Annotated in this window: 7 protein-coding genes, 4 tRNA genes and 1 pseudogene; 5 read left to right on the top strand and 7 right to left on the bottom strand. The window is 61.5% G+C overall.

Annotated features, from left to right (window positions below; genetic code table 11):
* Window positions 1–3 precede the first annotated feature (3 nt).
* From kdpB to AB5Y54_RS01335, 7 genes and pseudogenes are all read right to left on the bottom strand, one after another.
* Window positions 4–2,060 (bottom strand): annotated as a pseudogene (gene kdpB, locus AB5Y54_RS01365) (potassium-transporting ATPase subunit KdpB).
* A gap of 55 nt (window positions 2,061–2,115) precedes the next feature.
* Window positions 2,116–3,798: a potassium-transporting ATPase subunit KdpA gene (kdpA, locus tag AB5Y54_RS01360; RefSeq protein ID WP_368153128.1), complete on the bottom strand. Its 1,683-nt coding sequence runs from the start codon at window positions 3,796–3,798 to the stop codon at window positions 2,116–2,118.
* Between the two features lie 349 nt (window positions 3,799–4,147).
* Window positions 4,148–5,497, bottom strand: coding sequence for a glutathione-disulfide reductase (gorA, locus tag AB5Y54_RS01355; protein ID WP_368153127.1), 1,350 nt, complete (start codon window positions 5,495–5,497; stop codon window positions 4,148–4,150).
* A 76-nt stretch (window positions 5,498–5,573) separates the two neighbouring features.
* Entirely contained in the window at window positions 5,574–7,532 is a 1,959-nt protein-coding gene (locus AB5Y54_RS01350) for an ATP-binding protein (RefSeq protein ID WP_039040659.1), read from the bottom strand.
* Window positions 7,533–7,652: 120 nt separating this feature from the next.
* On the bottom strand, window positions 7,653–10,733 hold the full coding sequence (locus AB5Y54_RS01345; protein ID WP_039040660.1) for a multidrug efflux RND transporter permease subunit: 3,081 nt from the start codon (window positions 10,731–10,733) through the stop codon (window positions 7,653–7,655).
* Between the two features lie 15 nt (window positions 10,734–10,748).
* On the bottom strand, window positions 10,749–11,855 hold the full coding sequence (locus AB5Y54_RS01340) for an efflux RND transporter periplasmic adaptor subunit (protein WP_041212081.1): 1,107 nt from the start codon (window positions 11,853–11,855) through the stop codon (window positions 10,749–10,751).
* Entirely contained in the window at window positions 11,852–12,442 is a 591-nt protein-coding gene (locus AB5Y54_RS01335) for a TetR/AcrR family transcriptional regulator (RefSeq protein WP_128296627.1), read from the bottom strand. The genes AB5Y54_RS01340 and AB5Y54_RS01335 overlap by 4 nt, the downstream gene beginning before the upstream one ends.
* 263 nt (window positions 12,443–12,705) lie before the next feature.
* Here AB5Y54_RS01335 and AB5Y54_RS01330 point away from each other — a divergent pair.
* The 5 genes from AB5Y54_RS01330 to AB5Y54_RS01310 all read left to right on the top strand — a co-directional run bounded on the left by AB5Y54_RS01330 (window position 12,706) and on the right by AB5Y54_RS01310 (window position 13,839).
* Window positions 12,706–12,782: transfer RNA gene (locus AB5Y54_RS01330), tRNA-Arg, on the top strand.
* Between the two features lie 50 nt (window positions 12,783–12,832).
* Window positions 12,833–12,908 (top strand) — tRNA-His (locus AB5Y54_RS01325).
* A gap of 20 nt (window positions 12,909–12,928) precedes the next feature.
* Window positions 12,929–13,014: transfer RNA gene (locus tag AB5Y54_RS01320), tRNA-Leu, on the top strand.
* A gap of 58 nt (window positions 13,015–13,072) precedes the next feature.
* Window positions 13,073–13,149: transfer RNA gene (locus AB5Y54_RS01315), tRNA-Pro, on the top strand.
* 171 nt (window positions 13,150–13,320) lie between these two features.
* On the top strand, window positions 13,321–13,839 hold the full coding sequence (locus AB5Y54_RS01310; RefSeq protein ID WP_053287965.1) for a ricin-type beta-trefoil lectin domain protein: 519 nt from the start codon (window positions 13,321–13,323) through the stop codon (window positions 13,837–13,839).
* The last annotated feature ends 1 nt before the right edge of the window (window position 13,840 follow it).

Below are 13,840 nucleotides of genomic sequence, written 5' to 3'. Positions count from 1 at the left end.
TAGTCACACTAGGCCCAGGCCGGTGATGACCAGGTCGATCAGCTTGATACCTATGAAAGGCACTATCAGGCCGCCGACGCCGTAGATCAGCAGGTTGCGGCGCAGCAGGCTGGCGGCCGAGCCCTGCAGGCTGACCCCGCGCAGGGCCAGCGGCACCAGCGCGACGATGATCAGGGCGTTGAAGATGATGGCCGACAGGATGGCGCTCTCGGGGCTGCGTAGCTGCATCAGGTTCAGCACCCCCAGCTGCGGATAGGCGGCGATGAACAGGGCCGGCAGGATGGCGAAGTACTTGGCCACGTCGTTGGCGATGGAGAAGGTGGTCAGGGCGCCACGGGTCACCAGCAGCTGCTTGCCCACCAGCACCACGTCCAGCAGCTTGGTGGGGTTGGAGTCGAGATCCACCAGGTTGCCCGCCTCCTTGGCGGCCTGAGTCCCCTCGTTCATGGCCAGGCCCACGTCGGCCTGGGCCAGCGCCGGGGCGTCGTTGGCGCCGTCCCCGCACATGGCGACCAGCCGGCCATCGGCCTGCTCCTGACGGATGTAGGCCAGCTTCTTCTCCGGCGTCGCCTCGGCGATGAAGTCGTCCACCCCAGCCTCGGCGGCGATGGCGGCGGCGGTCAGCGGGTTGTCACCGGTGATCATCACGGTGCGGATCCCCATGTGGCGCAGGATCTGGAAGCGTGCCTTGATGCCCGGCTTGATGATGTCCTTGAGGAACACTACCCCCAGCAGCTTCTCGTGGGTGCAGACCAGCGCGGGGTACCGCCCTGGCGGGCGATGTTGTCCACCGATTTGAGGATGAGCTCGGGCACCGCCTTGCGATCGAGCGAGAGGTAGCGCAGCACAGCATCCACCGCCCCCTTGCGATAGTGATGGCCGTTGCGATCCAGCCCGCTCAGCCGGGTCTCGGCGCTGAAGGGGATGAGGATGTCGCTCTCCAGCTGGCTCGGCTTGGTGTGGCTCTTGCCCGCCAGGGTCAGGATGGATTTGCCCTCCGGCGTGTTGTCACCGAGCGAGGCCAGCATGGCGGCCTGGGCCAGCAGGGAGGGGTCCACGCCGGGGGCCGGGATCAGCTCGTCCGCCATCCGGTTGCCGAAAGTGATGGTGCCGGTCTTGTCCAGCAGCAGGGTGCGCACGTCGCCGGCGGCTTCCACCGCCCGGCCCGACTTGGCGATCACGTTGAGCTTCACTAGCCGGTCCATACCGGCGATGCCGATGGCGTAGAGCAGACCGCCGATGGTGGTCGGGATCAGGGTGATGAACAGCGCCAGCAGATAGAGCCGGGGCACCTGGGTGCCGTTGTAGTCGAGGAACCAGGGCAGAGTGGCCACCACCAGCAGGAAGATCAGGGTCAGCCCCACCAGCAGGGCGTCCAGCGCCATCTCGTTGGGGGTCTTCTGCCGCTTGGCCCCTTCCACCAGGGCAATCATGCGATCCAGGGTACTTTCGCCCGGGTTGTTGCTGATGTGCACCCAGATCTGGTCTGAAACGACGGTGGTGTTGCCGGTCACGCCGCTGCGGTCGGTGCCCGACTCGCGGATCACGGGGGCGGATTCCCCGGTGATGGCCGCCTCGTTGACCGAGGCGATACCGGCGATGACCTCACCGTCTGCCGGGATCATCTCGCCGCTGCGTACCAGCACCAGATCGCCCTTGAGCAGGCTGGTGGCCGGCACCCATTCCCCTTGCCCATCCCTGGGGTCTGTGACACGACGAGCCTTGAGCTGGCTCATGCCCGCCTTCAGGCTGTCGGCCCGCGCCTTGCCGCGACCTTCGGCCAGGGTCTCGGCGAAGTTCGCAAACCAGAGGGTCAGCCAGAGCCAGGCGGTCAGCTGCCAGACCAGCGAAGGAGCGACGCCGGAGAGCGGCTGCCCCAGCAGCGACTCCAGGGTCGACATCACGGCCGCCAGCCAGAGAGTGAACAGGATGGGGCTGCCCAGCAGTGCCCTGGGGTTGAAGCGATAGAGGGCTTCCACCATGGCCTGCAGGATCTGTGATTTCTGTTTCTTGCCCTTCACCTTGAGGGTGTCGGTGCTCATTGAAGCGGACTTGCTCATTGGAAAGCTCCCAGCATCGAATAGTTGGTCACGCAGATCAGTCGGGTGTGCAGCATCAGAAGGCACCTCCCAGCAGGCTCAGGTGTTCCGCCACCGGGCCCAGCGCCAGCACCGGCAGGAAGGAGAGACCCCCCATCAGCAGCACTGTGACGATCAGCAGGGTGATGAAGAGCGGGCCGCTGACGGGGAAGTCCCCTTCACTTCGCTCCTGACGAGGGGCGCGGGCCAGCTGGCCGGCGATGGCCAGCACGGGGATGATGTAGCCGAAGCGACCGAGCAGCATGGCCAGCCCGATGGCGATGCACTGCCAGCTGTCGGCGGCGGCAAAGCCGGCGAAGGCGGAGCCGTTGTTGCCGGCGGCCGAGGCGTAGGCATAGATCAGCCGTGACAGACCGTGGGGGCCATCGTGACCGATGACGGTGGCGGAGTCTGGCATCAGCAGGGTAATGCCGCCGATCACCAATACCCCGACCGGCATCACCAGCATGCTGGCGACCACCCACTTCATCTCGGTGATGCCGAGCCGTTTGCCGAGATAGGTCGGGGTGCGCCCCACCATCAGGCCGCACAGGAACACGGTGAGCAGCACGAACAGCATTATGCCGTAGATGCCAGCGCCCACGCCGCCGAACACCACTTCACCCAGCAGCATATTGATCATGCCGACCATGCCGCCGAGGGGGGTGAAGCTGTCGTGCATGGCGTTGACCGAGCCGTTGGAGGCGGCGGTAGTGGCCACTTCCCAGATGCTGGAGAGCACGGGGCCGAAGCGGCTCTCCTTGCCTTCCCAGTTGCCGGCTTCGCTGGTGAGGTGGGCGAGGGCGGGATCCGGCTGCAGCTCCTGGCCGATGGCGAGGCAGAGCCCCAGTACCAGCATGATGGTCATGGCGATGAGGATGGCGCGGCTGTGAGCCAGATCCTTCACGTAGCGACCCAGGGTGCAGACCATGGCGGCGGTCAGCGTCAGCAGGGCGACCATCTCCAGCCAGTTGGAGAGGGCGGTCGGGTTCTCGAACGGATGGGCCGAGTTGATGCCGAAGAAGCCGCCACCGTTGGAGCCGAGCTGCTTGATGGCGATCTGGGAGGCGGCCGGGCCGAGCGGCAGCAGCTGCTCCTGGCCTTCCAGCGCGTGGAACGGCAGGTAGGCCGACAGGCTCTGGGGCACCCCCTGCCATACCAGCAGCAGCGCCAGGATCAGCGCCATCGGCAGCAGCACGTAGAGACAGAAACGCACCAGATCCTGCCAGAAGTTGCCGAGGTGGGTGGTCTGCTGGCGGGCGATGCCGCGAAACAGGGCGATGGCGACGGCGGCGCCGGTGGCGGCGGAGACGAAGTTCTGGGTGGTGAGCCCCACCATCTGGCTGAAGTAGGAGAGGCTGGCTTCGCCGGAGTAGGCCTGCCAGTTGGTGTTGGTCATGAAGCTGACCGCGGTGTTGAAGGCGAGTTGCCAGTTCAACCCTGGCAGTTGCTGCGGGTTGAGGGGCAGCAGCCCCTGCGCCATCAGGATCAGGAACAGCAGGCCGAAACCGGCGCCGTTGAAAGCCAGCAGGCTGAGGGCGTAGGACTTCCAGTCCTGCTCGCGCCCGTCCGTGCCGCAGCAGGCCAGGGTGGCGCGCTCAAGCGGGGCCAGCCAGCGACTCTTGCCTTCAAACACCCGATACAGGTAGTTGCCAAGCAGAGGCGCCGGCAGCAGCACCAGCAGCACGAACGCGACGGGATAGATGATCTCTTGCCACATATCCGGTTCCTCACTCATGGGTACGCGCGAGGGCGCGCAGCAGATAACCCGCGAGGGCGAGGACCAGCAGCAGATATAGCCAATTCATAACGACTCCGTTGAGGTAATTAGCGTCAGGGATCGATGCATATCCGTGTCGATCCCATGGGTCTCATTGACGCTGAAAGGGTATGTAAAACGGGCGTAAAGGCGCCATAAAGCCCAATTTGGCTGGCGTAAAATCGGCGTAAAGAAGGCAGGTTTTGTTGGCTGGTGGACGGGCAAGGCACAAAAAACCCGGCCTGAGCCGGGTTTTGGTAGCAAGTGGTGGAAGCTGACCCGATGGTGATGAGGCCAGCTTCAACCCCGCTTATCGCATGGTCACAAACTCTTCCGCGCTGGTGGGATGGATGGCAACGCAGTTGTCGAAGTCCGCCTTGGTGGCGCCCATCTTCATGGCGACGCCGAAGCCTTGCAGAATTTCGTCCATGGCGAAGCCGATGCCGTGCAGGCCGACAACCTTCTCTTCCGGCCCAACGCAGACCAGTTTCATCCGGGTGGGCTGGCGATGCTGGGTCAGGGCCGAGTACATGGCGGTGAACTGGCTGCGGTAGACCTTCACCTGATCTTCCCCGTATTCGGCAACGGCTTCCGGCTCGGTCAGGCCGATGGTGCCGATGGGCGGGTGGCTGAACACCACGGTCGGCACCAGATCGTAGTTGAGGTGCTCGCCCGGCTTGTTGTTGAACAGCCGCTCCGAGAGGCGGCGGCCTGCCGCGACAGCCACCGGGGTGAGCTGGATGCGGCCGGTGTTGTCACCGACGGCATAGAGGTTGGCGACGGCGGTGTTCTGGAACTTGTCGGTGGGGATGAAGCCCTTTTCGTCCAGGGTGATGCCGGTGACAGCCAGATTGAGGTTGTCGGTGGCGGGCACGCGACCGATGGCCCAGATGAGGCAGTCGACGGTGAGGTGGCGACCATCTTCCAGTTGCAGGGTCAGGCTGTCGTCGGCGTTCTTGATGACGGCCTTGGGAATGGCGTGGGTGTGCAGCTTGGGCCCTTCCTGCGCCATGATCTCCACCAGGGTCTCGTGGATCATGGGGTCGAAGTTGCGCAGCGGCGCATGCTTGCGCACCACCAGATGGGTCTCGGAGCCAAGAGCCTGCATCACGCCTGCGATCTCCACGGCGATATAGCCGGCACCCACCACGGCAACCCGTTTGGGCTGGCTTTGCAGGTCGAAGAAACCGTCGGAGTCGATACCCAGTTCGGCGCCCGGAATGGTCGGGACCTCGGGGCGGCCGCCGGTGGCAATCAGGATGTGATCGGCGCTGTACTGCTCACCGTTCACCTCGACGGTATGGCTGTCGACGAAGCGGGCGAAGCCCTTGATGACAGTGATCTGGTTCTTGCCCAGCACGTTCTGGTACGACTGGTGAATGCGCCCGATATAGGCCTGACGGGATTCGACCAGTCTGGCCCAGCTGAAGTGGTTGAGCGTGGTGTCGAAGCCGTAGTCGGCGCCATATTTCAGTGCATCGGCGATCTGGCCTGCATACCACATGGCCTTCTTCGGTACGCAGCCGACGTTGACGCAGGTGCCACCCAGCTCTTTGGCTTCGATCAGGGCGACTTTCTTGCCGTACATGGCTGCCCGGTTGGCCGAGGCGATGCCGCCGCTGCCGCCACCGATGGCGATGTAGTCAAAATGCTGTGCCATTGCGAGGTTCTCCGCTCGTTAAGAATGCAGTCACAGCATGATGGGGACAAAGCGGCCGGCCCACAAGAGCCGGTGCTCAGTTCTGCTGGATGGGCAGGCGAATGTGGAACTGGGCGCCCTGGCCCGGTTCGCTGGCACAGTGGATGCGGCCGCGCAGCAGCTGGACCACCAGGTTGTAGATGATGTGAGTGCCGAGCCCGCTGCCACCCTGGCCCCGCTTGGAGGTGACGAAGGGATCGAAGATGCGCGGCAATATCTCCGGGGGGATGCCGCGGCCGTTGTCACTGTAGTCGATGACCAGCTCGTCTCCCTGCTGCGCCACCTGGATGGTGATCTTTCTGGGCCTGTCCCAGCCATCGAAACCGTGATGGATGGAGTTGAGGATCAGGTTGGAATAGATCTGGGTGAAGCTGCCCGGGAAGGAGTAGATGCTCAGCTTGGGATCGCACTGGATGTCCACCTCGCACTGGGCCTTCTTGAGCTTGTAGCCGAGGGAGACCACCACCTGATGCAGGTTGTCGGCGAGGCTGAAGTTGTAGCGGGCCTCGGAGGACTGATCCACTGCCACCTGCTTGAAGCTGGCGATGAGCTCGGAGGCGCGTCTCAGGTTACCTTGCAGCAGTTGCATCGACTCGTCGAGATTCTGGGTGAATTCGTTGAGGTAGGTGCGGGAGAGCTGCTTGGCCTCGATATGCTGCTTGAAGTCGGCCACCCGCTCCTGCAGGTAGGAGGAGGCGGTGACGCTGATGCCGATGGGGGTGTTGATCTCGTGGGCCACGCCGGCAACCAGGGAACCGAGGGAGGCCATTTTCTCCGACTCCACCAGGGTCTGCTGGGCCTGCTTGAGATCGTCATAGGCCTTGCCCAGCTGGTCGTTGGCATCGCTCAGGCTGCGGGTGCGTTCCGCCACCTTGCCTTCCAGCTGCTCGTTGAACAGGGTGATCTCCCGCTCCACCTTTTTGAGGGGGGTGATGTCATAACCAAAGCCAATCAGGTACTTGAGGTTGGGCCCCTCGTAGAAGGGAGCGAAGGTCCACTGCAGTACCAGCTCGTTGCCCTGCTGATCGTGCATGGTGATCTCCCTGTCCTCCAGAGCGCCCTGCTCGGCCAGGGTGGCGGCCAGCTCGTCACGCTGCTCCTTGCTGACGAAGAGATCCAGCCAGTTGTGCTGCAACAGCTCCTGGTGGTGATAGCCGGTCAGCAGGATGGCCGCCGGGTTGATGCTGGCGATGTTGAGATCCGGCTCCATGCAGCAGATGACCATGTTGGCGGAGTTGATCAGGGTGGCGGAGAAGTCCCGCTCCTGCTGGAGCTGATCGGCGGCCTGATGGCGGGCCGTGAACTCGTCGTTCAGCCGGGTGCGCATCTGGTTGAGGGTGGCGGCCAGGGTATCGAATTCGTCAGGGGACTTGCGGGGCAGGGGGCGACCTTCCAGGGTCAGCTCCACCGCGAGGCGATCCAGGCTCAGTTTCTGGGCATAGCTGACGATGCGGTTGATGTGACGGATCACCAGATAGTAAATGATGACCAGGATGCAGAACGAGACGACCAGTGTCTTGATGGTCTGGCTGACCAGGATCAGCACGGATTTCTCGATGAGGCGCTGGTAGACCTGCTCCAGGGAGGCGGCGACGAAAAGCTTGCCGACCACTTCCCCCTGATAGCTCAGGGTGAACTCGCGGGAGATGTCGTATTGGGGCTGCTCCACCCCCTGGGTGAGCAGGGGCACTTCCGAATTGCCCAGCATCTCCTTGACCATGACGAACTGCATGTTGGGGAGGTTCATGATGCCCTCGATCTGCACCTTCACCTGCTCTTCATCCAGATTCCAGAGACTGGCCGAGATGGGTTGCAGGAAGGAGGCCTCGATCTGGCCGATGCTGGCCTCGATGACGGTCACATCCTTGTTGTAGTCCCAGGCGAGCTGAAGCACGGTGATGAGCAGTGCCAGCACCGTACTGCAGATCAGAATGTAGGAAAGCAGACGATAAGAGAGTCCGTTAAGGCCGACGGCTTTGGAGAAGATTCCTGACATGGCGTCCTTGCGGTCTGGATTGAGTGCGGTTTAGTTTAACTGCTTCATGGACTTATGTCGTGTGTCATCCAATGGATAAAAATAAGGCCCCTTTCGGGGCCTTTTTTGTGTGGGCTGGGATCAGTGACCGCCCTTGGCTTTTGCCGGGATGGATTCGTCGAATTCCGGCAGCGGCTTGTGCTCGGATGCCAGGAAGGTGTAGATGACCGGCAGCACGAACAGGGTGAACAGGGTGCCGATGGCCAGACCCGCCACGATGACGATGCCGATGCTGAAGCGCTGTGCCGCCCCCGCACCCGAGGCATAGAGCAGCGGGATGAGGCCTGCGATCATCGCCGCCGTGGTCATCAGGATGGGGCGTAGACGGACCTTGGCAGCCTGCATCACGGCTTGCATCCGGTTCAGACCATGGAGCAGTTGCTCCTCCTTCGCCACCTCGCAGATCAGAATACCGTGCTTGGTAATCAGACCGACGAGGGTGATGAGACCGACCTGGGAGTAGATGTTCATGGTGGCCATGCCCCACGCCAGGGCGATCAGCGCGCCACTGATGGCCAGCGGCACTGACACCATGATGACCAGCGGGTCACGCACGGATTCGAACTGGATCGCCAGCACCAGGAAGATGATGGCCAGGGCCAGGGCGAAGGTGGCGTAGAGCGCATTCCCTTCGGTCACGAACTGGCGGGCTTCACCCATGAAGTCGTAACGATAGCCTTGGGGCAGCTTCTCTTCCGCGGTCGCCTTGAACCAGTTGATCGCATCCCCCATGGCCACGCCCGGTGCCGGCACGGCGCCGATGGTGGCGGAGTTCAGCTGGTTGAAGTGGGGCAGGGCACGGGGCTCTCCCTTCACTTCAATCTTGATCAGGCTGCCCAGCGGGATCGACTTGCCGTCGGCGGCACGCACGTAGTACCCCTTGATGGACTCGGGGTTGAGACGGAACTTGCGCTCCACCTGCGGGATCACCTCGTAGGAGCGGCCATCCAGGTCGATACGGTTGACGTAACCGTCCGCCATCATGGTGCCCATGGTGATGCCGATGTCTTGCATGGTGATGCCGTAGGCACCTGCCTTGTCCTTGTCGATGCTGATCTTCATGGTGGCCGAGTCGTAGTTCAGATCGAGATCCGAATAAACGAACTGGCCGTTGGCCTGGGTTGCCGCCAGCATCTCACCCGCGATCAGGAACAGGCTCTCGAAGCTGTTCGGGGTGGTGATAACGAACTGGATGGGCAAACCGCTCGACGCCCCCGGCAGTTCCGGGAACTGGAAGGTGGTGATGGCCATCCCGGGGATGTCCTTCACCAGACCGGCGACCCGGTCCAGCACCTCTTTCTGGCTCGCTTCACGCTGGCTCCAGGGCACCATGGAGGCGATACCGAACGCCTGATTGGAGTTGAACACCCCCGAGAAGACCTGGGAGTAAGCGATCTCCGGCTGGTCGTCCAGGACTTTGTTCACGTCCGCCATGGTGTTTTCGATGTAGTCCAGGTTGGCGTTGGAAGGGGCCGTCCCCAGCACCGCCATGACGCCTTTGTCCTCGGACGGGGCCAGCTCGCTCGGAATGAACTTGAACAGCAGCGGCAGGCTGGCGAACACGATGACGGCAAACAGGATGACCACGATGCGCTTTTGCATCACGGCATGGAGCATGGCGTCGTAGCGGGCCGTCATCCGGTCCAGCAGATCGTGTACGGTACGCTCGAACTTGCCGGGCTCCTCGTTGGCCCTGAGCATCTTGGCGCACATCATGGGCGACAGGGTCAGGGCGATGATGCCCGAGACGAACACGGCGCCCGCCAGGGTCAGCGCGAACTCCTTGAACAGGGAGCCGGTGATGCCCCCCATCAGGGCGATGGGCGCATACACCGCCGCCAGGGTGACCGTCATGGCGATGACGGGCACGGCGATCTCCCGGGTACCTATGATGGCGGCCCGGAACGGCTCTTCCCCTTCCTTGATGTGACGGTCGACGTTCTCCAGCACCACGATGGCGTCATCCACCACCAGACCGATGGCAAGCACCATCGCCAGCAGAGTCATGAGGTTTATGGAGAAGCCGAACATGTCCATCATCATCACCACGCCGATGAGGCTCAGGGGAATGGTGATGATGGGGATGATGACCGCCCGGAACGAACCGAGGAACAGGGTGATCACCACCAGTACGATGGCGGCCGCCTCCAGTATGGTCTTGATGACCTCGTGGATGGATTCGTTGATGGCGATGGTGGAGTCATACAGGACGTTCACCTGCATGGTGCTCGGCATGTTGCGCTTCAGGCTCGGCAGCAGCTCCAGCACATCGTGGGCGATGTTGATGGGGTTGGCTGTCGGGGCTGCGTTGATGGCCAGAACTACGGCCTCGCGGCCGTTGGCGCTGGCGCGATAGATGTCGTGGCTCTTCTCCAGGGAGACCTTGGCGATGTCGGAGAGACGGATCACCTTGCTGTCGCGGGTGGCGACCACCAGACGCTTGAGCTCTTCGATGTTGCCGACCTGGGTCTCGGCGTTGCCGTTGAACAGGGTGAAATAGCCGGTGGCCTGGCCGGTCGCGGACTGATAGTTGTTGCTGTTGAGCACCGTCATCACGTCGCTTGAGGTCAGGTCAAAGGCGGCCATCTTGGCCGGATCCAGCCACACCCGCAGGGCGAATTCGACACCGCCATACAGATCCACCTTGGAGACCCCGCCCACGGTAAACAGCTGGGGCTTGATGACCCGCTCCAGGTAGTCGGTGATCTGGCTGGAGTTGAGCTCCGGGCTGGTGAAGCCCATGTAGAGCACCGCCGTGGTGGAGCCGGTGGAGGAGGTGACTGAAGGGTCTTCCGCCTCTTTGGGCAACTGGGAACGCACCGAGTTGACCTTGGCCAGGATGTCGGACAGCGCGGCGTTCGGATCGGTGTTGAGCTTCATGTACGCCGTCACCGTGGAACTGCCCAATTGGCTCGAGGAGGTCATGAAGTCGATGTTGTCGGCCTGGGCGACCGCCTGCTCCAGGGGCTGGGTGATGAAGCCCTGGATCAGGTCCGCACTGGCGCCATAGTAGCTGGTGTTGACCGTGATGACGGTGTTGATCACCTCGGGGTATTCACGCACCTGCATCTTGAAGATGGCCTGGAAGCCCAGCAGGGCTATCAGGAAGCTGAGTGAGATCGCCAGCACAGGCCGTTTTATGAATATGTCAGTAAATCGCATCGCAGCTCTCCGCGCTTACAGCATCGGGGTTTGTGCCGGAACGGCAAGGGCATCGTTCTCGACCACGTGCACCTTGGTATCGTTGCTCAGGCGAACCTGACCCGACAGCACGATTTGATCGCCAGCCTTGATGCCGGACAGCACATGGACATCGTTGCCACGACGCTCACCTGCCTTGACCACCACCTGCTTGGCGCGTTTCACGCCGTCAGCCTCGTGAATGACGTAGACGTTCTCGCCATAGAGGGTGAAGGAGATGGCGGACTGCGGGATCACGATCTGGTCTTTCACCGTGGGCAGTATGATGCTGGCGCGGGCGAACATGCCGGAACGGAGCTGGCCGTCGTTGTTCGGAATGTCTGCCTGCACCTGGATCAGGCCGCTCTGATAGTTGACCGCGGGCTCGATGGCCGTGATCTGGCCGTCAAACTGGGTCTGGGGATAGGCATCCACGTTGATCTTGATGGTCTGTCCCAGGGTGATTTTGGAGATGTCGGTCTGGGGCACGGTGAAGCGCAGGCGCATCACGCTGGTGTCTTCCAGGCGCACGATCTCGGTACCGGGCTCCAGATACTGGCCGAGGAAGACGTTGCGCAGGCCCACGGCGCCGCTGAAGGGGGCACGCACCTCACGACGGGCGATGGTGGCCTTCAGACTGTCTATGTCCGCCTCGAGGGAGCGGTAGCTTGCCTCGGCATCATCCAGCTGGTCCCGGGAGATGGAGTTCTTCTGATAGAGGTTCTTGTAGCGCTCGAACTTGGCCCTGGCTGCCGGCAGCCTGGCCTGGGAAGAGTTCAGATTGGCTTTTTCCACACTGGAGTCCAGGCTCAGCAGCAGTTGATCCGCTTTGACATGTGCCCCGGATTCGAACCGGATGCTGTCGATGGTGCCTGACAGCTCGCTGGAGAGGGTGACCCCCTGGTTCGGCTCGATGAAACCGATGGCTTCAATGGTGGGGACCCAGTCCTGCGCCTTGGTGACCATGGCGGTGACCGGGAACTCGGGCTCGGGCCGATTGGCCATGAACTCTGCAATCTTCTTCTGCTTGAACATATTGAAGCCGATGACACTGCCAAACAGGGCGAGTGCTATCAGCAACATGATGGCCATCCACTTTTTCATGAACAGGCTCCTGTGATGGAAACATTAGGGTTTAAAATGGCATTCCAGCTGGCCCGGATGACCGTCTCCAGCTGTTCCTGCGTCAATTCGAAATCGTGAACCCGGCGCTGCTGTGCCAGGTTGGCCACGCAATCCAGACTCAATGCTTGCAACACCAGAATGGGGAGATCGATGAAGAGTCCCTGTTGGCGTCCTTGCTCAAAGAAGCGCTCAAGTGGCGCCCACGTCGCCATTATGACCGGATCCTGCTCCAATTCAGCCCCCAATGGAGAACTTTCGTACTGCAATTTGCACTTGAGTGCATTGGGGTAGCTGGTGAAGATGGCATCGATGTTGAGCCAGAGGCGTCGATACTGCTTATAGGACACCTCTTCTATCTGCACACCTTCCATGACCAGGGGATGACACTTGAGGATAGTGTGCTGATAGAGCTGGCGGATCAGGTCATCCTTGTCGCTGAAATAGCGATAGATGGTGCCTGCCGCCACCTTGGCTTTCTTGGCGACCACGGCAATGGAAAGGCCGTAGAAGCCCTGCTCGCCGAGGATCTCGTGAGCTGCTTCGAAAATGCGTTCTTTCTTATCCATGGTTATCAGAGGTCAACGACTGAATGAACGTTCATTCATTCTAGGTGGGCGCAAAGGCAAGTCAAGCATTGCCCATCATCTCTGACCCTATGGGGTGAGGGATTCAAAAAGTAGTGGGGAATTGCTGGATCCAGCCTGAACAAAACAAAAATAGTTGAAAAGGGTCGGAAGTGATTGAAAAACAGGCACTTGATTCTTTGTGTCAAAAAAAGAGTAGACAAGGTCGGCATCATCATCAATAATGCGCCCCGTTCGACAGCGTAGCGCCCGTAGCTCAGCTGGATAGAGCGCTGCCCTCCGGAGGCAGAGGTCACAGGTTCGAATCCTGTCGGGCGCACCATCAAAAGTGCGCCGGTTAAACGGGCGTGTTGAAGAACGAAAACAGCTGTGGTGGCTGTAGCTCAGTTGGTAGAGTCCCGGATTGTGATTCCGGTTGTCGTGGGTTCGAGCCCCATCAGCCACCCCATTTTACAGCTTGTCAGGTACGCGAAGGTGGCGGAATTGGTAGACGCGCTAGCTTCAGGTGTTAGTGCCCCCCGGGTGTGAGGGTTCGAGTCCCTCTCTTCGCACCATACTTGCTGTATGACGAGGATGACCAGATGGTCATCTTTGTGTTTTTAGAATACCCCTCGGTGATTAGCGCAGCCCGGTAGCGCATCTGGTTTGGGACCAGAGGGTCAAAGGTTCGAATCCTTTATCACCGACCACATTTGAAAACCCCGCTCAGGCGGGGTTTTTGCTTTTTGGCATTTCTCTTTCGCTTTTTCCTGTCACGTCTTTTTACACTTCTTCAGGCGCCTGTTCGCCACGAGTTCGCTATGCTGGGGCCCGGAGCCGCGAGACAGGGGACGCTCGGGCACGGACCAGATACAAGGCCTATGCATCACCATATCACTTCTCTTCAACTCTCCGTGCTGGCCATGGCCGCACTGCTGCTGGGCGGCTGCGCCCTGCAGCCAAAACCGGAAGATCTTCTGATGGGCGCCGCCCCCAAGCCAAAGGCCGAACTCGAGGCCACCTTGGTGACCAGTGGTGGCTTCTGCGTGACCCTGAGCGAGCAGGGCCGTCTGCTGACTCAGCCCTGTGATCAGCAATCGAACCAATCATTCAGCTGGGATGTCGGTGCCCTGCAACTGGCCGGGGATTGCCTGGTCGCCAAAGGGGAGGATGGTCTGGGGATGGAGGCGTGCCGGGAGGAGAGCCATCAATGGCAGTGGCAGGGGGATCGTCTGTTCAATCGGCAGGTGTCGCTGTGCCTGGATGTGGCGGGTCGCCGTCACAAGCCGGCCGTCCCCCTGCGCCTCGCCGAATGCTATGGCGGCGCCAACCAGAGCTTTGAGTGGACGCCCTCCGGCACGCTGTTGAACCGTCTGATGCACCCGGCTCTGGTGTGGTGAC

The organism is Aeromonas sp. s9, assembly GCF_040907765.1.
In the GTDB taxonomy this organism is placed as follows: Bacteria; Pseudomonadota; Gammaproteobacteria; order Enterobacterales; family Aeromonadaceae; genus Aeromonas; species Aeromonas caviae.
This window is presented reverse-complemented; position numbering and strand designations above follow the sequence as displayed.